Origin of the sequence: Roseomonas sp. TAS13 (assembly GCF_001950415.1) — a bacterium.
GTDB classification, from domain to species: Bacteria; Pseudomonadota; Alphaproteobacteria; order Acetobacterales; family Acetobacteraceae; genus Roseomonas; species Roseomonas mucosa.
This window is the reverse complement of sequence record NZ_BDLP01000063.1, coordinates 1-17,051: the sequence shown is the minus strand read 5'-3', so window position 1 is coordinate 17,051 and position 17,051 is coordinate 1. Positions and strand designations below refer to the sequence as shown.

Here is a 17,051-nt window from a genome sequence, read left to right as displayed (position 1 = left end):
GCCGCTGGTCGGGCTGCGCACGGAACCGGGCGAGGGCGGCCTCGTGCTGCGCACACGCTGGGCGGATGTGGCGATCCTCGTCGCCCTTGCCTTCGCCGGGCGCTTCCTGCTGGCGCTCTGGCACCGGCGGCACCGTTCCGCCGCGCAACGCGCCTGGTCGCCGCGCCTGCCCTCCTGGATCGGGCGGGTGGTGGCGCCGCTGCTGCTGCTGCTGGGCCTCGCCCTGCCCTTCCTGCCGGGCGTGGGGCGCTACGAGCTCGACCTCGCCGTGCTGGTGGCGACCTATGTGATGCTGGGCTGGGGGCTGAACATCGTGGTCGGCCTCGCCGGGCTGCTGGATCTCGGCTATGTCGCCTTCTACGCGGTCGGCGCCTATGCCTATGCGCTGCTGGCGCTGAACCTCGGCCTGAGCTTCTGGATCTGCCTGCCGCTGGCCGGCATCCTCGCCGCCTTCTGGGGCGTGATCCTGGGTTTTCCCGTGCTGCGCCTTCGCGGCGACTACCTCGCCATCGTGACGCTGGCCTTCGGCGAGATCATCCGGATCGTGCTGATCAACTGGGTCTCGCTGACCGGTGGGCCGAACGGGCTGTCCGGCATTCCGCGCCCCACCTTCTTCGGCCTGGAATTCGGCATGGGCGGCGGGCCCGACACCTTCGCGGGCTATTTCGGCCTCACGCCCTCGCCGCTGCACCGGGTGATCTTCCTCTATTACCTGATCCTGGCGCTGGCGCTGCTGACCAACTGGGTGACGCTGCGGCTGCGGCGGCAGCCGCTGGGCCGGGCCTGGGAGGCACTGCGCGAGGACGAGATCGCGGCCCGTGCGCTCGGCATCAACATCACCACGACCAAGCTGACGGCCTTCGCGCTCGGCGCCATGTTCGGCGGCTTCGCCGGCGCCTTCTTCGCCACGCGGCAGGCCTTCATCAGCCCGGAAAGCTTCACCTTCATCGAGAGCGCCATCATCCTCGCCATCGTGGTGCTGGGCGGGCTGGGCTCGCAGCTCGGCGTGGCCATCGCGGCGCTGGTGATGATCGGCGGCTTCGAGGTGTTCCGCGACCTGCAGGAGTGGCGAATGCTGGTCTTCGGCGTCGCCATGGTGACCATCATGGTCTGGCGCCCGCGCGGCCTGATCTCCACCCGCCGACCCACCGTCTCGCTCGGCAAGGCGCGCGCCATCTCGGGCGACCTGGTCGGGGAGGGCCGCGGATGAGCGGGATCGTGGAGCCGCCCCCGATCCTGGAGGTCGAGGGGCTGACCATGCGCTTCGGCGGGCTGACCGCTGTGGGTGGCGTCTCCTTCCAGGCGCGGCGCGGGCAGATCACGGCGCTGATCGGCCCGAACGGCGCCGGCAAGACCACCTGCTTCAACTGCATCACCGGCTTCTACCGGCCGAGTTCCGGCACCATCCGCCTGCACCGCGACACGGGGACGGAGGCGCTGCACCGGCTGGCGGGGCACCGCATCGCCCGGGCGGGGGTGGCGCGGACCTTCCAGAACATCCGGCTTTTCGCCGGGATGACGGTGCTGGAGAACCTGCTGGTGGCGCAGCACAACACGCTGATGGCGGCCACCGGCTTCGGCATCGGCGCGGTGCTGGGCCTGTCGCGCTATCCGAAGGCGGAGCGCGCGGCGATCGCGCGGGCGACGCACTGGCTGGAGGAGACCGGCCTGCTGGCCCGCGCCGACGAGCCCGCGGGGGCCCTGCCCTATGGCGACCAGCGGCGGCTGGAGATCGCGCGGGCCATGTGCACCGGCCCTTCCCTGCTCTGCCTGGACGAGCCGGCCGCAGGGCTCAACCCGCGCGAGAGCGAGGAGCTCGGCCGGCTGGTGCGGCGGATCAAGGAGACCGGCTGCACGGTGCTGCTGATCGAGCACGACATGGGCGTGGTGATGGGCATCTCCGACCGCGTGGTGGTGCTGGACCATGGCAGGCTGATCGCCGACGACGTGCCGCTGGCGGTGCGGCGCGACCCGGCCGTGATCGCCGCCTATCTCGGCGAGGGCGAGGAAGGCGAGGAGGAGCACGCGGCGTGAGCATGCTGGAGCTGCACGGCGTCTCCGCCGCCTATGGCGCGGTGCGCGCGCTGAACGACGTCACCATCCGCGTCAACCAGGGGGAGATCGTGGCCCTGATCGGCGCCAACGGCGCCGGCAAGTCCACGCTGCTGATGACGATCTGCGGCTCGCCCCAGGCGCGTTCCGGCCGCATCCTGTTCAACGGCACGGACATTACCGGCCTGTCGACGCATGAGGTGGTGCGCCTCGGCATCGCGCAGTCGCCGGAGGGGCGCCGGATCTTTCCGCGCATGAGCGTGCGCGAGAATCTGCTGATGGGTGCGCAGCAGTTCGGCCGCGATCCGGGGCCGGGCATGGAGCGGGCCTTCCAGCTCTTTCCCCGCCTCAAGGAACGCGAGGCGCAGCGCGGCGGAACGCTTTCGGGCGGCGAGCAGCAAATGCTGGCCATCGCCCGGGCGCTGATGGCGCAGCCGAAGCTGCTGCTGCTGGACGAGCCCTCGCTTGGCCTGGCACCGCTGATCGTGCGTGGCATCTTCGACGCCATCCGCATGCTGAACGGGACGGAAGGGCTGACGGTGCTGCTGGTGGAGCAGAACGCCAACCAGGCGCTGCGCCTCGCCCATCGGGGCTACGTCCTGGTGAACGGGCGGATCACCATGGAGGATACCGGCCGCGCCCTGCTGGCACGGCCGGAGGTTCGGGAAGCCTATCTGGGAGGCTGATCCCGCCCGTCGGCGCCGGATGGCGGAAGTCCCGTCATCCGGCGCCGGGGGCGATGCGTCACACCGCGTGGACTTCCGGCTCGCGCTTCCAGAAGCGGAGCTGGCCGCAGGCCTTGAGGAAGGCCGTCGCATCCGCCTCGGCCTTCAGCGTGACGATGCCGTCGTCCGGGCTGGTGATCCCGGCCTTTTCCAGCAGCGGCTTCGCGGCGGCGGTATGGGCGATGAACTTGGCATGGGCGAAGGCGTCGCTGACGAAGTCCTTCGCCGTGGCTTCCTTGGAGAGCAGCTTCGCCCCATCCTCCGACAGTACCAGCGCGACCGCGTCGTAGAGCACCGAGGGGCCGCCATTGACCTTCTGCTGCGCCTCGTGGCGGGTGCCGGCGCTGTCCACGATCCCGCCGACCTGGGGTGCGACCAGCTCGACCATGGCGCCCTCGGCCTTGGCGGCCGCCATCAGCGCCTGGAGCAGCTTCGCATCGGCGCCGTCGCTCGCCAGGAGGCCCAGCTTGCGTCCCTTGAAGCTGTCGGGCCCGTTCTGGATGATGCTGAGCGGCGGGGAAGGCGGCAGATCCTTGATCACCGGGCGGGCGGGCGGCGTCGCCTCCGGCATCGGCTCCAGCCGCAGCCCCTCGGCGACCTTCATGGCCAGGTCCTCGTCCACGTTCCGCAGATGGGCGACCATGCGGGCCCGGATGGCGGGGGTTTCGACCTTGCTCAGCTCGAAGACGAAGGCGTCCTTGATATGGGTCTGCTCCGTCGGCGTCTGGCTGCGGTAGAACTGGGCGGCCTGGCTGAAATGGTCGGCAAAGAGCTCGGCGCGGATGCGCCGCTTCTCACCCTGCTCCTGGGCCGGGAAGCTGCGGTAGCCACGCTGCGGGTCCTCGCGCGGCCCGCCCTGGGCGCCCCAGGAATTGGGCTCGTAGTTGGCGCGGCCCCTGGGGTTCCGCATCGCCATGTGCCCGTCCTGCTGGAAGTTGCAGACCTGGGTCTTCGGCGCGTTGACGGGGATATGGGTGAAGTTCGGGCTGCCGAGCCGCTTGAGCTGCGTGTCGAGGTAGGAGAAATTGCGCCCCTGCAGCAGCGGGTCGTTGGTGAAGTCGATGCCCGGCACGACGTTCTGCGTGCAGAAGGCCACCTGCTCCGTCTCGGCGAAGAAGTTGTCCACCGTGCGGTCCAGCACCATGCGCCCGATGATGCGGACCGGCACCTGCTCCTCGGGGATGATCTTGGTGGCATCCAGGATGTCGAACTCGAACTTCTCGGCGAAGTCATCGTCGAAGAGCTGCACGCCGAGCTCCCATTCCGGGAAGTCCCCGGCCTGGATCGCGTTCCACATGTCACGGCGGTGGAAATCCGGGTCGGCGCCGTTGATCTTCAGCGCCTCGTTCCACATCACCGACTGAAGGCCCAGCTTCGGCTTCCAGTGGAACTTCACATAGGTGGACTTCCCTTCCGCGTTGACGAAGCGGAAGGTATGCACGCCGAAGCCTTCCATGAAGCGGAAGGAGCGCGGGATCGCCCGGTCGGACATGATCCACATCAGCATGTGCGTGGATTCCGGGCTCAGCGAGGCGAAGTCCCAGAAATTGTCGTGCGCCGTCTGTGCCTGCGGGAAGCCGCGGTCCGGCTCCTGCTTCGCGGCATGGATCAGGTCGGGGAACTTGATCGCGTCCTGGATGAAGAAGACCGGGATGTTGTTGCCGACGAGGTCCCAGTTGCCTTCCCTGGTGTAGAACTTCACCGCGAAGCCGCGCACGTCGCGGGCGAGGTCGGGGGAGCCCTTGTTGCCCGCCACGGTGGAGAAGCGCACGAAGACCGGCACCTTCTCGCCGGGCCGCTGGAACAGGTCCGCCGCGGTGATATCGGACAGGGATTCCGTCGGCTCGAAATAGCCATGGATGCCGAAGCCACGCGCATGCACCACCCGCTCGGGAATGCGCTCGTGATCGAAGTGGAAGATCTTCTCGCGGAAGTGGAAATCCTCCAGCAACGCGGGGCCGCGGGGTCCGATCTTCAGCGTGTTCTGGTCGTCGGAAACCGGGATGCCTTGCTGCGTGGTCAGGGTCTCGACGCCGTTGCCCGCGACCTGGTGGGTCTCGCCCCCCTGCCCCCGCAGGATCCCGTCCTCACCATATTGCACAGGCGTGAGTTCTGGAGCTTGCTTTGCCATCTGTCCTGCCATGTCGGATATCCGCGCGGGGCGCGGGTGGAAACACGGATCGTCTCCTGGCTCCAGACATGCCTGCCGGGCCAGGTTCCCGCGATCCGCTTGTCAGGAGAGCAAACATCCTGGCCCCGCCGGGGTTTCCCTCCCTCTCTCGCCCAGGTCCGGCCCCCGGGGACGAGGTCAGCGCCCCGGGGGGCCGGGCCAGGCGGAAGGCGTATCCCGCGGCAGGATGCTGATCGCGCCGTCCGCCTCCCGGATGGCGCAGCGGAGGGTGCCCACCTCCTCGATGCCCTGCTGGCGCGTGTCCTGGCCGTGGGGCAGAGGACGCCCGGCGGCAGCGACGTCGCCCAGGCCAGCGCGCCGCGGAAAACGATCCCGGTCATGGCACCAGCGCCAACCGTCAGGGCCAGACGATCACCCGCACCGGCCGGTCCCGCTCGATCCGCGCCGGGACGGGTGGCAGGTCCGCGACGGAGCACGGGCCATGCGCCCGCAACGTCGCGCGGACGGGCTCCTTTGCAGGGCGGGGAAACGGACATTCCGGTCCCGGCTTGGCGGCGGCACATTCCGCGCTCTAGGCTCCTTGCCGCAGACGGCCCGGCTCCCGGGCCCGTGGGAACGGAGTCCATCCATGCTCACCGTGAATCGCCGCATCCTTCTGGGTGCCGCCCTCGCCGCGCCCGCCATCCTCGGAAGCCGTGCCGGCCGCGCCCAGGGCGCGCCCCTGCGCGTCGCCACGGTCGGGCCGCTGACCGGCCAGTACGCCGCCTTCGGTGCGCAGATGCGCAACGGCGCGGAGCAGGTGGTGACCGACCTCAACGCCGCCGGCGGCGTGCTGGGCCAGAAGCTGGCGCTGGAACTGGGCGACGATGCCTGCGACCCGCGCCAGGCGGTCTCGGTGGCCAACCAGATGGCCGGGCGGCAGGTGAAGCTGGTGGCCGGGCATTTCTGCTCCGGCTCCTCCATCCCGGCGAGCAAGGTCTATGGCGAGGAAGGCGTGCTGCAGATCAGCCCCGGCTCGACCAACCCGGTCTATACGGACAAGGGCGGCTGGAACACCTTCCGCGTCTGCGGGCGGGACGACCAGCAGGGCGCCGTGGCCGGCAAGTACATCGCCGCGAACTTCAAGGGCAAGCCGATCGCCATCCTCCACGACAACTCGGCCTATGGGAAAGGGCTGGCGGACGAGACCAAGAAGGCGCTGAACGCCGCCGGGGTGAACGAGGCGCTCTATGCCGCCTATACGCCGGGCGAGCCGGACTACAGCGCCATCGTCTCGCGGCTGAAGGCGGCCAATATCGCGGTGCTCTATGTCGGCGGCTACCACACCGAGTCCGGCAAGATCCTGCGGCAGGCCAAGGAGCAGGGCATGCAGGTCACGCTGATCGGCGGCGATGCGCTGGTGACCAACGAGTTCTGGCAGATCACCGGCCCGGCCGGCGAGGGCACGCTGATGACCTTTGCCCCCGACATCCGCACCCGCCCCAGCGCCGCGCCGGTGGTGGCGCGCTTCAAGGCCCGCAACATCGATCCGGAGGGCTATACGCTCTATACCTATGCGGCGGTGCAGATCTGGGCCGACGCGGCGGAGAAGGCCAAGACCGCCGACCCGCAGAAGGTGGCGCAGGTGCTGAAGTCCGGCGGGCCGTGGAAGTCGGTGCTGGGCGAGACCAGCTTCGACAGCAAGGGCGATCCGACCGTGGCCGACTACGTCTTCTATGTCTGGAAGGACGGCAACTACGCCCAGATGTGAGGACGGGGCCGCGAGGGGGGCTTGCGGCGCCCGCGCGCGCTTCCCACATCCGCTCCTGTCCTCAACAAACGAAAGGAGGTGATCCAGTGTCTCATTGCACCCAGCCGGAACTCCGCTGCGCGACCGGGATCACTGCTCACGCCACGATCGGGGCGGGATTCTGAGTTTTTCGCCTGCCGGATGACGGCATGCGCAATGCGAGGCCCCGGGGCGGAAGCCCCGGGGCCTTTCTGCTTTCGGGTCCCTCGGCGAAAGGCCGGGCTGCCCACCGCGATGTGGCCTGCCTGCCACAGACACGCCTGGCGTGCAGGCGCTCCGCAAACCGTGCCGGCGAGTTTGCGTTGCAAGGTCACAACCACAAACGCCGGAACACATCCATGTCCTATCAGACCACCAAGCCAGACCTTGCCGTCCCGGAAGGAGCCCCGGCCCTGTTCCCCCGCACCGCCTGGGGCGCCATCTTGGCCGGTGCCCTGGTGGCGATCGCCGTCGGCGCCACGCTGAACATCCTGGGCATCGCCGTGGGCGCCACCACCATCGACGCCGTGGACCGCAGCACCCCTGACGCCTCCAGCTTCGGCCTTGCCGCCAGCATCTGGCTGGTTGTCGCCAACCTGCTCGGCCTCGTCGCCGGCGGCTATGTCGCGGCGCGGCTCTCCGGCACCGCCGACAGGCGCGACGCCGCGCTGCACGGGCTTGCTACCTGGGCCAGCGCCTTCCTGGTTTCCGCCGTGTTGCTGGGCAGCGCCGTCTCGGGTGTCGCCCATACCGCGGGCAATGCCGTAGGCTCCCTGCTGGGCGGCGCGGGCCGTGCCGTCTCCTCGACCGCGCAGACCGTGGCCCAGGCCACGCCGCAGGCCGACCAGCAGGCCCTGACCAACCGGATCAGCCAGGCCCTCAGCCGCCCGAATGACGTGAGCGCCATGAACAGCGACCAGCGTTCCGCGGAGATCGCCTCGATCGTCGGCCAGGGCGTCACCCAGGGCAACCTGAACGACGGCCAGCGCGCGCGGCTGAACCAGCTCGTCGCGGCCCAGGCCGGCATCTCCGAGCAGGAGGCGGCGCAGCGCGTGCAGCAGTACGAGCAGCAGGCCCGGCAGACCGCCGCCGAGGCGGAGCAGAAGGCCCGCCAGGCCGCCAATGCGGCCGCGACCGGCACGGCCGTGGGTGCCTTCTGGATCTTCGCCACGCTGATCCTGGGGGCCTTCGCCGCGATCCTGGGCGCCCGGATGGGCGTGCGCGAGATGGTGGGCGTCGCGGACCGCCGCTACGCCTGATCCCGATGTTCCCGCGGCGGCCCCCGGCGCCGCGGGAACATCCCGGAAATGCCGTGATCACCGCGCCAGGACCCGACAAGGTCCTGGCGTTTCTTCATGGAGGCTCGGACGGGCGTGTCAGGCCAGCTCGGTGCCGACGACGCGGTAGTCCCGCCCCCACCAGATCAGGCCGGATTCCGAATGGCCGAGGGCGATGGCCTTCACCGTGCCGAACAGCACGCTGTGGGTGCCCTTCTCCACCACGTCCTCGATCACGCAATCCACCGCCGCCGAGGCCCCTTCCAGTGCCGGCGCCCCGGTCGAGAGCACCGTCCAGCTCCCCGTGCCGAAGCGTTCGTCCATGGTCGTGGTGGTGAAGCCGGCGAAGCTGTCCGAGACCGGCCGGTGCGGTCCGCCCAGCACGTTCACGCACATCACGCCGTTCTGGATGACATAGGGATAGGCGCGGCTGCCGCGGTTGATGCAGACCAGGAGCATGGCCGGGTCATCGGTCACGCTGCAGACCGCGCTGGCGGTGAAGCCGGCACGGCCCGCCGGGCCGGCGGTGGTGATGATGTTCACCGCGGCGCCCAGCCGCGACATGGCGTCCCGGAACTGTGTGCGGAGGGCATCCATGGCGAGGTCTCCCGTGCCTGCAGGGTCGCATGGTCCCGGTCGAGGCACGGGGCCCTGTCCAGGGACAGATGGGTGGCCGCGTCAGCGTGAACGAGAGGCGTCCTGCATCGCGGCGCAATACCGGCTACCCTGGCGGGAGATTCACGGAAGGGGAAGCCACAGATGGCCGAAAACACCAGGGGGATCGCCACCGGCACCACCACCATCCAGGCGAGCGACGGCAGCGGCAGCTTCGGCGCCTATGTCGCCCGTCCCACGGGGCGCGAGGGGCCGGTGGGCGCGGTGGTGATGATCCAGGAGATCTTCGGAGTGAACCACGCCATGCGCGCGCTCTGCGAATGGGTGGCGGATATGGGCTTCCTGGCCATCTCGCCCGACCTGTTCTGGCGCCTGGAGCCGAGGGTGGACCTGACCGACGGCTCCGAGAAGGAATGGCAGCGCGCCTTCGAGCTGATGAACGCCTTCGACCAGCCAAAGGGCATCGAGGATCTGAAGGCCACCCTGGAGGTGGCGCGGAAGCTGGACGGCACCAATGGCAAGGCGGGCACGATGGGCTTCTGCCTCGGCGGGCGGCTGGCCACGATGATGGCGCTGGAATCCGATGCCGACTGCAACATCGGCTATTACGGCGTGGGCCTCGATGGGCTGCTGGGTGCGGCGCAGAAGATCACGAAGCCGCTGATCCTGCACATCGCGGAGAAGGACCGCTTCGTGCCGCCGGAGGCCCAGGCGAAGATCCGCGCCATGCTGGAGGGGCATCCCACCGCCACCGCCTATACCTATCCCGGGGTGGACCACGCCTTTGCCCGCATGGGCGGCCATTCCTGGGACGGGCTGGCCGCCACCATCGCCAATGGCCGCAGCGCCGAGCTGCTGCAGCGCTGCCTCGCCTGACGCCGTGCCGCTGAACCGGCGGCGCTTCGCGCTGTCGCTGGCGGGGGCCGCCCTCGGCGCCCGGCCGACCGCCGGAGCCGGGGGTGATGGCTTCTTCCGGGGGGCCGCGCCGGCGCTGCTCGCCCCGATCCGCGCGGCGGCGCAGGCCCTGGGCGGGCCGGGCCTGCTCAAATCCTATGTCACCGATGGCGGCGAGGCCTTCGACCGCAGCCATGCCGAGGTGGCCTATACCTATGACAATGCCGTCGCGGGCCTCGCCCTGCTGGCGGCGGGCGAGGCGGCGCTGGCCGCCCGGCTGGCGGAGGGGCTGCGCCTCGCCCAGGCGCAGGACCGGTTCTGGACGGATGGCAGGCTGCGCAACGCCTATGCCGCCGGCCGGCAGGTGCCCGATGCCCCGGCCAGCGCCCGCCCGCCCGGCTGGTGGGATGCCGTCTCCGGCCGCTGGGTCGAGGATGGCTATGCGGCGGGATCGGCCAGCGGCCCCATTGCCTTCACCATGCTGCTCTGGACCGCCTTTCCGGGCAACGGCGCCTTCCGGGCCGCGGCGGAACGGGCCGCCGGCTGGGTGGAACGGGACTGCGCGGCGCCGGGCGATTCCAGGGGTGGCTTCACCGGTGGCACGCTGGGGCACGAGCCGCAGCCGGAGCGGCAGGCCTGGCTCTCCACCGAGCAGAACCTAGACCTCGCCGTGGCTTTCGCGCGGCTGGGCCGGCACGATGCCGCCGCGAAGGCCGCCGGCTTCGTGCGCAGCCTCTGGCGCCCGGCCGAGGGACGCTTCGCCGCCGGGCTGACGCCGCAGGGCGCGGTGAACGAGGATTCGGCGGTTGATGCCAATCTCTGGCCGCTGCTGGCTTTCCGGGAGGCGGATTTCGCCCCGGCGCTGGGCTGGGTCCTGGCCCGGCACGGCCTGCCGGCCGGCGCGCCCACCGGGGAGCTGGAAGGGCTGGACTTCAACACCGACCGCGACGGGATCTGGCTGGAAGGTACGGCCCAGGCCGCCCTGCTGCTGCGCCGCCAGGGCCGGGGGGCGCTGGCGGAACGCTTCCTGCACACCGTGCTGCGCGAACGGGATGGGTCGGGCTGGGTCAGGGCGGCGAGCATCCCCTGGCTCACCACCGGCTTCTACAACGGGGATATCCCCTTCCTCTATCCGCGGCGCGGGCATCTTGCGGCGAATGGCTGGGCGTTGCTCGCCGCGCTGGATGTCAGCCCCTTTGACGCTCCGCCGACCTGATTCCGCGGGCCAGGCGAGGTGCGGCGGGTACCCGCTTCCAGCCGCAGAAGCCCGGTGCCGCCGCCGGACGAGCCAGGGCCGCAAACAGCGAAACGGCACCAGTCCCGCCGGACAGGTGCCGTTGCCGCCCGCGCCCGGCGAGTGCCGGGGGCACCATGTGGTTCAGCGGAAGGGAACCATGGGCTGGGATCCGGTGTTCATGCCCCGCTGCGCGTCCTGGCCGCTCATGTTGTTCAGGGTGGGGGTGGTGTCCGACATGCCGGAGGGCGAGTTCTGGCCGCCCCGGGCGCGCTGCAGGCTCTCGGCATTCAGGCGATCCGCCGCCGAATCGTCGGCCGAGGCGGATTGCTGGTCCTGCATCCTGTTCCGGGACATGCGGTGGTGCTGCGGCATGGCGCCATGGCCCCGCATGTGCGGCTGGCCGCTGGCGCTGGGCGCGGTGGCCGTCTGGGCGGCAACCGGGGCAGCGGACAGGACGGCGCCGAGTGCCAGCGTGGCCGCCGTGGTGGCGAGGGCGTTCTTCCAGGTGACCATGGATATGAGTCCAGTTCCTAGCCGACAGGAGCTTCTGTCACAGGGGTGAACGCCACAGGACGCCCGCGTTTCATGAAGCTCCGGACAGGCGACTCACCTTGCGGAGACCGCCACCGGCAGGCGGGCGGGCGTCAGCCCTGTTCCGCCTCCGGGCCGGACGCGGGCTCTGGCAGGCGCATTTCCTCCGCCTCGCGCTTGAGGCGCTGGTAGGAGCGGATCGAGAAGGGCAGCAGCGAGACGTAGATCAGCCCGGCCGCCGCGATCGCCGCCCAGGGCTCCGTCACCAGAAGGGCCGCATAGGCGGCCGCCCCCAGCAGCAGGGGCAGCACCGCCTCGCGCGGGATCTTGAAGTTCTTGAAGCTCCAGGTCGGCAGGGTGCTGACCAGCAGGCCCGCCACCAGCACCAGCACCAGCGCCACGAAGAGCGGGTGGCGCAGGAAGGCGGCCATGCCGGTCATCCCCCACTCCTGGAAGGAAAGCGAGGCGAAGACCGGGAAGAGCGCCAGCCCGGCCCCGGCCGGGGCCGGCACGCCGGTGAAGAAGGACTGCGCGTAGGCGGGCTTCGGCGGCGGCGGCATGACGCCCTTGGCGGTCACCACCGGGCCGATATCGATGGCGGCGTTGAAGCGCGCCAGCCGCAGCGCCATGCAGACAGCGAAAAGCACGCAGGGGATGAACCCGACCCCGCGCGCGCCGTCGAGCGACCAGAGATAGAGGATCAGCCCAGGGGCCACGCCGAAGCAGACGAAGTCCGACAGGCTGTCGAACTCGGCGCCGAACCGGCTGGTGGCCTTCAGCAGGCGCGCCAGGCGCCCGTCGATGCCGTCGATGAAGGCGGCGACCACGATCAGCGCCACCGCGGCGGGCCAGCGCCCCTCGAAGGCGAGGCGGATGGCGTTCAGCCCGACGCAGAGGCCGATCATCGTGAGGATGTTCGGCAACAGGCGGTTGAAGCTCAGCCCCTGGAGGCGCGGACGCCGCCGCGCGGCGAGGCGGAAGCGCCGCGCCGTGTTCATCCCACCCCCGAGACGGCGTCGGGGTCGGAGCCGGCCGCCACGTCGCGCGGGCGCGGCTGCGACAGGTCGGCGATCACCGTTTCGCCGCCCACCATGGTCTGGCCCACCGCCACCAGGGGGCGGACGCCTTCCGGCAGGTACAGGTCGGTGCGGCTGCCGAAGCGGATGATGCCGAAGCGCTCGCCCGCCATCAGGCTGGAGCCCTCCCGCACGCCGCAAAGGATGCGCCGGGCGATGAGGCCCGCGATCTGCACCACGGCGATCTGCCGCCCGTCCTCCAGCCGCATGGCGATGGCGTTCCGTTCATTGTCCTCGCTCGCCTTGTCCAGGCTGGCATTGAGGAACTTGCCGGGCCGGTAGGCGATCCGGGTGACAACGCCCTCGGCCGGGGAACGGTTCACATGCACGTTGAGCACGGACAGGAAGATCGCCACGCGCCAGCGCGGCGTGTCCCCCAGGCCGAGTTCCACGGGCGGCACGGCGGGGGCGACCGAGACCACCGTGCCGTCGGCAGGCGCCACCAGCAGCCCCGGCCTGGGCGGCGGGAAGCGCTCCGGATCGCGGAAGAAGTACAGGCAGAAAGCCGTGAACAGCAGACCGACCCAGAACAGCCAGTTCCCGAGGGCCATGCCCCCGATCACCGCCACGCCGAGGCCGATGTAGATGAAGGGCCGGCCCGCCGGGTGCGGCGGCGCCAGCACCATTTTCACGCTTTGGATGAGGGACATGATGGTGCGCTTATGATCTGTTCATCACCTCCGGACAACCCTGGGCGGCATGCCGTCCCTTCCCTCCCCCGACCTCCTCGATCTCGGCCGCTACGCGATCTCCCGCGACGGCCGGATGCAGCCCGCCGCCGGGCGGCCGCCGCTCCGCTTCCACTTCCTGTGGCGTGGCCGGCCGGTCCATCTGCGGCTGACCGGGGGCGCCCTCGAATTCCTGGTGGAGGTGGGCGGCATCCCGTCCTCCGCCGAGGGGCGCCTCCGCCGGCAGGCCGTGTTCGCGCGGCTGGAACAGATGTCCGGCGAGATGCCGCCCGGGTGGGAGCTGCGCCTCGACCCCGCGCACCGGCTCTGGCTGCAGGCCTCGGCCGCCCCCGCCGCCCCGCCCGGCATGCTCACCGTGCTGACCGGGGTGGTGGATTTCGCCCTGGAGCTCGATGCGCGGCTGGAAGGCCTGGACATCCCCGCGCCCGCCGGCCTGGGCGGAGCCGGCCCTTCCGCGTCCATGGGCGAATCGAGGGCATAGGGCATCGTTCCCGTTCGGCCTCCTTCCACCCGTGGCGACCCCCGTTCCGGTCCCGGGGCGGACGGTTCCCGTACGGATGGCCTTGCCTTGCCGTGCCGCGCCCGGATCATCTGCGCGGCAGCGGGACGGAGGAACGGGCGCATGGCGGATGGCCGGGTGGCGGTGAAGGTCTGGGACGGCTGGATACGCCTCGTCCACTGGGGAATCGTGGCGCTCTTCGCCTTCTCGTGGTGGTCCGCCTGGACCTATCGCATGGACTGGCACCTGCGCTCCGGCCTCGCCATGCTGGCACTGCTGCTCTTCCGCCTCGCCTGGGGCGTGCTGGGATCAGAGACCGCGCGCTTCACACGCTTCCTGCGCTCGCCCCTCGCCGCGCTGCGCCACCTGTCGCATCTGGGGCGGCGGGAAGCCGATATGGAGGTCGGCCACAACGCCGCCGGCGGCTGGATGGTGCTGGCGATGCTCCTGCTCCTGCTGGTGCAGGTGGGCACGGGGCTCATGGCCGATGACCAGGTCCTGACGCATGGACCGCTGGCGCCGCATGTCGCGCCGGAAACCAGCGACCTCGCGACCGCGATCCACGCCACGAATTTCTGGCTCATCCTCGTGTTGGCCGGCCTGCATGTGCTGGCCGTGTTCGCCTATGCCCTGCTGAAGGGGCAGGACCTCGTCCGGCCCATGGTCACCGGGGTGAAGCGCCTGCCCGCCGCCATGGCCGGCAGGGCGCCCCGTCTGGGCAGCCCCGCCCTGGGCGCCGTTCTCCTGGCCGCGGCGGCCGTGGCAGCCTGGTGGATCGGACGCCTGGGCTGAGGGCCGCTCGTCCCTGGGGAACGGCGCTTCAGCGGCCCCGGAAGTTGCGGTGGCAGCCGCCGCAGCCGGCTCCCATCTCCCGGAAGGCCTGGGCCGTGGCGGCCTTGTCGCCCGAGCCCGCGGCCTGTTCCAGCTTCCCGGACGCGGCGATGGCGTTGCGGGCCGCGGCCTCGAATCCGGCGCGGTCGGACCAGACCGCCGGCAGGGCCTTGGTGTCGCCGGTCGCCGAATCCGGCGGGAAAAGCCCGGGGATCACCTCCAGCAGCCCGTGAAGGGTCTTCGCCCTGGGTGCGATGGCGGCGATGTCGCCGGAATCGAGGGCGGCCTTCATGGCCTCCAACTCCCGCTGCATCGCCTTCATGTCGTTCTTGCGTTCAGCGATCGGTCCATCGGCCTGCGCGGACGCCATGGCCCCTCCCCATCCCGCCAGGACGACGCCCAGCAGCAGCGGCGCGACACGCATGTCTTGCTTGTCTCCGACTCGGAAATCCCATGGCGAGCCTATCGCGGGATCGGGGGTGCGGCTGCGGCGGCGCGCATAAACTTCGTCCCCCTCTCTTGCCCCCCCGGCGAAGCAGCGCTATGAGCCCCCTCGCCGCAGGGAAGTGGCCGTCGGAGCGTAGCTCAGCCTGGTAGAGCACTGTGTTCGGGACGCAGGGGCCGGAGGTTCGAATCCTCTCGCTCCGACCAATTCACTTCCTGTTTTGTGGCCATCGCTAAATCGAGCGCACAGGGTTCAGAAAGCAGACTGAACACCGGCGCCGATTTCTGCGTTCGGAGGCCGGACGGCCCTGGTCATGGGGCACTCCCAGACCGATGCGGAAGTTCCCCGAAGCTGCGCGTCATGGCCGGTGACCGGCCCCGGAAATTTGCACAAGTCTTGCTTGGCCCATCCCCGCAACACGCGTTGCGAAAGGGGAACGGACTCGATGCGATTTCGCCTGCGTCATTTTCTGGCAACACTTGCCCTGTTCACGGGCATGATGGCGCACCACCCGGCCAGCGCCCAGATCGAACTGGGCCAGACGGGCCTCACCCTGACCCTGACCCCGACGGCCTCGACCGACTACACCTTCCGTGGCGTCAGCCAGACCCGCAACCGGCCGGCCATCCAGGGCCTGATCGATATCCAGCACACGAGCGGCTTCTATGTCGGGGCCTTCGCCTCGAACGTCTCGTTCAAGGGGCTGGATGCGCGGCAGGAGGTGGACATGCTGGGCGGCTACCGCTTCACCAGTGGCGGCCTGGCGCTGGATGGCGGCTTCGTCTGGTACAACTATCCCGGCTACAGCAGCCGCACCGGCGGCGGGCTCGACATGAGCTTCTTCGAGTTCGCCGCCAAGGCGTCCTACGAGATCGCGCCGGTGAAGGTGCTGGGCTCCTTCTACTACTCGCCGGATTTCCAGCTCGATGCCCACAACGCCTACTACGTGGAAGGCGGGGTCGAGCTGAAGATGCCGCTGGATGTCACGCTGGCGGGCCGCTACGGCTATCAATGGATCGACAGGAACGTCAATTACGGCCTGCCCGATTTCGGGAATTGGTCGGTCGCCCTCTCCCGCTCCTTCTACGGCGCGCTGGTCACGGTCGGCTACTACGACACGGACGTGAAGAAGCGTGAATGCGGCGGCGGCCAGAAGATCTGCGACGCCCGGGCCATGGTGAGCCTCAGCTACACCTTCTGAAGAAGGGCGATCGCCATGACCAGGCACCCGGGCCCCGGTCATGGCGCTGCCGCCCGCGCTAACGGCGGCGCGCGGCCCAGCGCATCAGCCAGGCGGCGGGAAAGGCCCAGGCCAGCCCGGCCACCAGGTAGTAGAGCGCCTGCAGGAGCCAGTGCAGGCCCAGGACGTGATCGCCCAGCGCCACGGCGACGCCGACATAGAGGACGAAGCCGAGAAGCCCGGCGATCGTGGCGAAGGCCGCGCGCAGCGTCATGATGCACAGGCCAATGCCCCAGGGCGGGCCCGACCTCAAGGGCCGGCAGACGGGCCAGCCCCCCGCCCTGGCATGGGGGCCCCGCGCAAGAGCCGGTGACGGGGCACGAAATCCGGTCTAGCAACCGCCCAGAGCCGGAGGATAGCCTCCCCCACCCCGTGCGCAGGACAGGATCGCCGCCATGGACCAAGACACGTCCGACAATCTGGACCTGAAGCAGCATATCCGCGGCATCCCGGATTTTCCGAAGCCCGGCATCCTGTTCTACGACATCTCCACCCTGCTGCGGAACGGCCTGGCCTTCCGCACGGCGATCCACCGGCTGGGCCGGGCCATCCAGCCCTATGCGCCCACCATGCTGGCCGGGATCGAGAGCCGCGGCTTCCTGCTCGCCGCCCCGTTGGCCATGGAGCTCGGCCTGGGCTTCGTGATGCTGCGCAAGCGCGGCAAGCTGCCGGGCGAGACGGTCGGGCTCGACTACGCCCTCGAATACGGCACCGACCGGATCGAGATCCAGGCGGATGCCGTGCGCCCCGGCGACCGGGTGGTGATCCTGGACGACCTGCTCGCCACCGGCGGCACCATGTCCGCCGGCATCCAGCTCCTCCGCAAGGTCGGGGCCGAGGTTCCGGCGGCGGCCGCCATGGTCGAGCTGACCTTTCTCGGCGGCCGCGACCGGCTGGGCGTGCCCTGCGAAGTGCTCGTCAGCTACGACGTCTGACGCACGGCCGCGATGGAAGGGGCATGAGGGCGCCGGAACGGCTGGCGGCGGCGGGAGGGGCCAGGAGCGCCCCTTCCCTGACGCGGCGCGCGCTGCTGCCCGTGGC

18 protein-coding genes and 1 tRNA gene are annotated in these 17,051 nt (G+C 70.3%); 12 read left to right on the top strand and 7 right to left on the bottom strand.

Annotation, left to right across the window (positions count from 1 at the left end):
• The 3 genes from livM to ROTAS13_RS07745 form a co-directional block, all read left to right on the top strand.
• On the top strand, positions 1-1,210 hold a 1,210-nt coding region (gene livM, locus ROTAS13_RS07755; RefSeq protein WP_075821992.1), incomplete at its 5' end, for a high-affinity branched-chain amino acid ABC transporter permease LivM.
• Positions 1,207-2,034 (top strand): ABC transporter ATP-binding protein, encoded by an 828-nt coding sequence (locus ROTAS13_RS07750; RefSeq protein ID WP_075821991.1) that lies wholly within the window; start codon positions 1,207-1,209, stop codon positions 2,032-2,034. The genes livM and ROTAS13_RS07750, both read left to right, overlap by 4 nt.
• Positions 2,035-2,036: 2 nt before the next feature.
• Positions 2,037-2,738 (top strand): ABC transporter ATP-binding protein, encoded by a 702-nt coding sequence (locus ROTAS13_RS07745; protein WP_037250062.1) that lies wholly within the window; start codon positions 2,037-2,039, stop codon positions 2,736-2,738.
• A 58-nt stretch (positions 2,739-2,796) separates the two neighbouring features.
• On the opposite strand, the gene ROTAS13_RS07740 is transcribed toward ROTAS13_RS07745, so the two are convergent.
• Positions 2,797-4,908: a catalase gene (locus tag ROTAS13_RS07740; protein ID WP_075821993.1), complete on the bottom strand. Its 2,112-nt coding sequence runs from the start codon at positions 4,906-4,908 to the stop codon at positions 2,797-2,799.
• 628 nt (positions 4,909-5,536) lie between these two features.
• On the opposite strand from ROTAS13_RS07740, the gene ROTAS13_RS07735 reads away from it, so the two are divergent.
• Complete coding sequence (locus ROTAS13_RS07735) at positions 5,537-6,658, top strand: branched-chain amino acid ABC transporter substrate-binding protein (protein ID WP_019461753.1); 1,122 nt, start codon at positions 5,537-5,539, stop codon at positions 6,656-6,658.
• 377 nt (positions 6,659-7,035) lie between these two features.
• Positions 7,036-7,935: a hypothetical protein gene (locus tag ROTAS13_RS07730; RefSeq protein WP_019461754.1), complete on the top strand. Its 900-nt coding sequence runs from the start codon at positions 7,036-7,038 to the stop codon at positions 7,933-7,935.
• A 117-nt stretch (positions 7,936-8,052) separates the two neighbouring features.
• Here the strand turns inward: ROTAS13_RS07730 and ROTAS13_RS07725 are convergent, their stop codons facing one another.
• Positions 8,053-8,550 carry a flavin reductase gene (locus ROTAS13_RS07725; RefSeq protein WP_019461755.1) on the bottom strand — a complete coding sequence of 166 codons (498 nt, stop codon included), beginning with the start codon at positions 8,548-8,550 and terminating at the stop codon, positions 8,053-8,055.
• 162 nt (positions 8,551-8,712) lie between these two features.
• Here ROTAS13_RS07725 and ROTAS13_RS07720 point away from each other — a divergent pair, with 162 nt between their 5' ends.
• Positions 8,713-9,444, top strand: a complete 732-nt coding sequence (locus ROTAS13_RS07720) for a dienelactone hydrolase family protein (protein ID WP_075821990.1) — start codon at positions 8,713-8,715, stop codon at positions 9,442-9,444.
• Between the two features lie 4 nt (positions 9,445-9,448).
• Complete coding sequence (locus ROTAS13_RS07715; RefSeq protein ID WP_126281881.1) at positions 9,449-10,678, top strand: hypothetical protein; 1,230 nt, start codon at positions 9,449-9,451, stop codon at positions 10,676-10,678.
• Positions 10,679-10,840: 162 nt separating this feature from the next.
• Here the strand turns inward: ROTAS13_RS07715 and ROTAS13_RS07710 are convergent, their stop codons facing one another.
• The 3 genes from ROTAS13_RS07710 to ROTAS13_RS07700 all read right to left on the bottom strand — a co-directional run bounded on the left by ROTAS13_RS07710 (position 10,841) and on the right by ROTAS13_RS07700 (position 12,956).
• Positions 10,841-11,212 (bottom strand): hypothetical protein, encoded by a 372-nt coding sequence (locus tag ROTAS13_RS07710; RefSeq protein WP_019461758.1) that lies wholly within the window; start codon positions 11,210-11,212, stop codon positions 10,841-10,843.
• 131 nt (positions 11,213-11,343) lie between these two features.
• Positions 11,344-12,228 (bottom strand): phosphatidylcholine/phosphatidylserine synthase, encoded by an 885-nt coding sequence (locus tag ROTAS13_RS07705; RefSeq protein ID WP_019461759.1) that lies wholly within the window; start codon positions 12,226-12,228, stop codon positions 11,344-11,346.
• Entirely contained in the window at positions 12,225-12,956 is a 732-nt protein-coding gene (locus ROTAS13_RS07700) for a phosphatidylserine decarboxylase (RefSeq protein WP_019461760.1), read from the bottom strand. Before ROTAS13_RS07700 ends, ROTAS13_RS07705 begins: the two co-directional genes overlap by 4 nt.
• Before the next feature lie 49 nt (positions 12,957-13,005).
• Here ROTAS13_RS07700 and ROTAS13_RS07695 point away from each other — a divergent pair, with 49 nt between their 5' ends.
• On the top strand, positions 13,006-13,476 hold the full coding sequence (locus ROTAS13_RS07695; RefSeq protein ID WP_075821988.1) for a hypothetical protein: 471 nt from the start codon (positions 13,006-13,008) through the stop codon (positions 13,474-13,476).
• A gap of 141 nt (positions 13,477-13,617) precedes the next feature.
• Positions 13,618-14,286: a cytochrome b/b6 domain-containing protein gene (locus tag ROTAS13_RS07690; protein WP_019461762.1), complete on the top strand. Its 669-nt coding sequence runs from the start codon at positions 13,618-13,620 to the stop codon at positions 14,284-14,286.
• A 28-nt stretch (positions 14,287-14,314) separates the two neighbouring features.
• Here the strand turns inward: ROTAS13_RS07690 and ROTAS13_RS07685 are convergent, their stop codons facing one another.
• Positions 14,315-14,749 carry a cytochrome c gene (locus ROTAS13_RS07685; protein WP_075821987.1) on the bottom strand — a complete coding sequence of 145 codons (435 nt, stop codon included), beginning with the start codon at positions 14,747-14,749 and terminating at the stop codon, positions 14,315-14,317.
• Positions 14,750-14,899: 150 nt separating this feature from the next.
• Here ROTAS13_RS07685 and ROTAS13_RS07680 point away from each other — a divergent pair.
• Positions 14,900-14,976, top strand: a tRNA-Pro gene (locus ROTAS13_RS07680).
• 239 nt (positions 14,977-15,215) lie between these two features.
• The gene (locus ROTAS13_RS07675; RefSeq protein WP_075821986.1) at positions 15,216-15,971 is read left to right on the top strand and encodes a TorF family putative porin; all 756 of its coding nucleotides are present in this window, start codon (positions 15,216-15,218) and stop codon (positions 15,969-15,971) included.
• 58 nt (positions 15,972-16,029) lie between these two features.
• Here the strand turns inward: ROTAS13_RS07675 and ROTAS13_RS07670 are convergent, their stop codons facing one another.
• Complete coding sequence (locus ROTAS13_RS07670) at positions 16,030-16,224, bottom strand: DUF2842 domain-containing protein (RefSeq protein WP_019461765.1); 195 nt, start codon at positions 16,222-16,224, stop codon at positions 16,030-16,032.
• A 205-nt stretch (positions 16,225-16,429) separates the two neighbouring features.
• On the opposite strand from ROTAS13_RS07670, the gene ROTAS13_RS07665 reads away from it, so the two are divergent.
• Complete coding sequence (locus tag ROTAS13_RS07665) at positions 16,430-16,945, top strand: adenine phosphoribosyltransferase (protein WP_026033311.1); 516 nt, start codon at positions 16,430-16,432, stop codon at positions 16,943-16,945.
• The last annotated feature ends 106 nt before the right edge of the window (positions 16,946-17,051 follow it).

What these genes read in the sequence shown, in the direction of transcription:
- ROTAS13_RS07750 (WP_075821991.1), top strand. Translation starts at nt 1,207, where the DNA reads ATGAGCGGGATCGTGGAGCCGCCCCCGATCCTGGAGGTCGAGGGGCTG.
- ROTAS13_RS07745 (WP_037250062.1), top strand. Translation starts at nt 2,037, where the DNA reads ATGCTGGAGCTGCACGGCGTCTCCGCCGCCTATGGCGCGGTGCGCGCG.
- ROTAS13_RS07740 (WP_075821993.1), bottom strand. Translation starts at nt 4,908, where the DNA reads ATGGCAAAGCAAGCTCCAGAACTCACGCCTGTGCAATATGGTGAGGAC.
- ROTAS13_RS07735 (WP_019461753.1), top strand. Translation starts at nt 5,537, where the DNA reads ATGCTCACCGTGAATCGCCGCATCCTTCTGGGTGCCGCCCTCGCCGCG.
- ROTAS13_RS07730 (WP_019461754.1), top strand. Translation starts at nt 7,036, where the DNA reads ATGTCCTATCAGACCACCAAGCCAGACCTTGCCGTCCCGGAAGGAGCC.
- ROTAS13_RS07725 (WP_019461755.1), bottom strand. Translation starts at nt 8,550, where the DNA reads ATGGATGCCCTCCGCACACAGTTCCGGGACGCCATGTCGCGGCTGGGC.
- ROTAS13_RS07720 (WP_075821990.1), top strand. Translation starts at nt 8,713, where the DNA reads ATGGCCGAAAACACCAGGGGGATCGCCACCGGCACCACCACCATCCAG.
- ROTAS13_RS07710 (WP_019461758.1), bottom strand. Translation starts at nt 11,212, where the DNA reads ATGGTCACCTGGAAGAACGCCCTCGCCACCACGGCGGCCACGCTGGCA.
- ROTAS13_RS07705 (WP_019461759.1), bottom strand. Translation starts at nt 12,228, where the DNA reads ATGAACACGGCGCGGCGCTTCCGCCTCGCCGCGCGGCGGCGTCCGCGC.
- ROTAS13_RS07700 (WP_019461760.1), bottom strand. Translation starts at nt 12,956, where the DNA reads ATGTCCCTCATCCAAAGCGTGAAAATGGTGCTGGCGCCGCCGCACCCG.
- ROTAS13_RS07695 (WP_075821988.1), top strand. Translation starts at nt 13,006, where the DNA reads ATGCCGTCCCTTCCCTCCCCCGACCTCCTCGATCTCGGCCGCTACGCG.
- ROTAS13_RS07690 (WP_019461762.1), top strand. Translation starts at nt 13,618, where the DNA reads ATGGCGGATGGCCGGGTGGCGGTGAAGGTCTGGGACGGCTGGATACGC.
- ROTAS13_RS07685 (WP_075821987.1), bottom strand. Translation starts at nt 14,749, where the DNA reads ATGCGTGTCGCGCCGCTGCTGCTGGGCGTCGTCCTGGCGGGATGGGGA.
- ROTAS13_RS07675 (WP_075821986.1), top strand. Translation starts at nt 15,216, where the DNA reads ATGCGATTTCGCCTGCGTCATTTTCTGGCAACACTTGCCCTGTTCACG.
- ROTAS13_RS07670 (WP_019461765.1), bottom strand. Translation starts at nt 16,224, where the DNA reads ATGACGCTGCGCGCGGCCTTCGCCACGATCGCCGGGCTTCTCGGCTTC.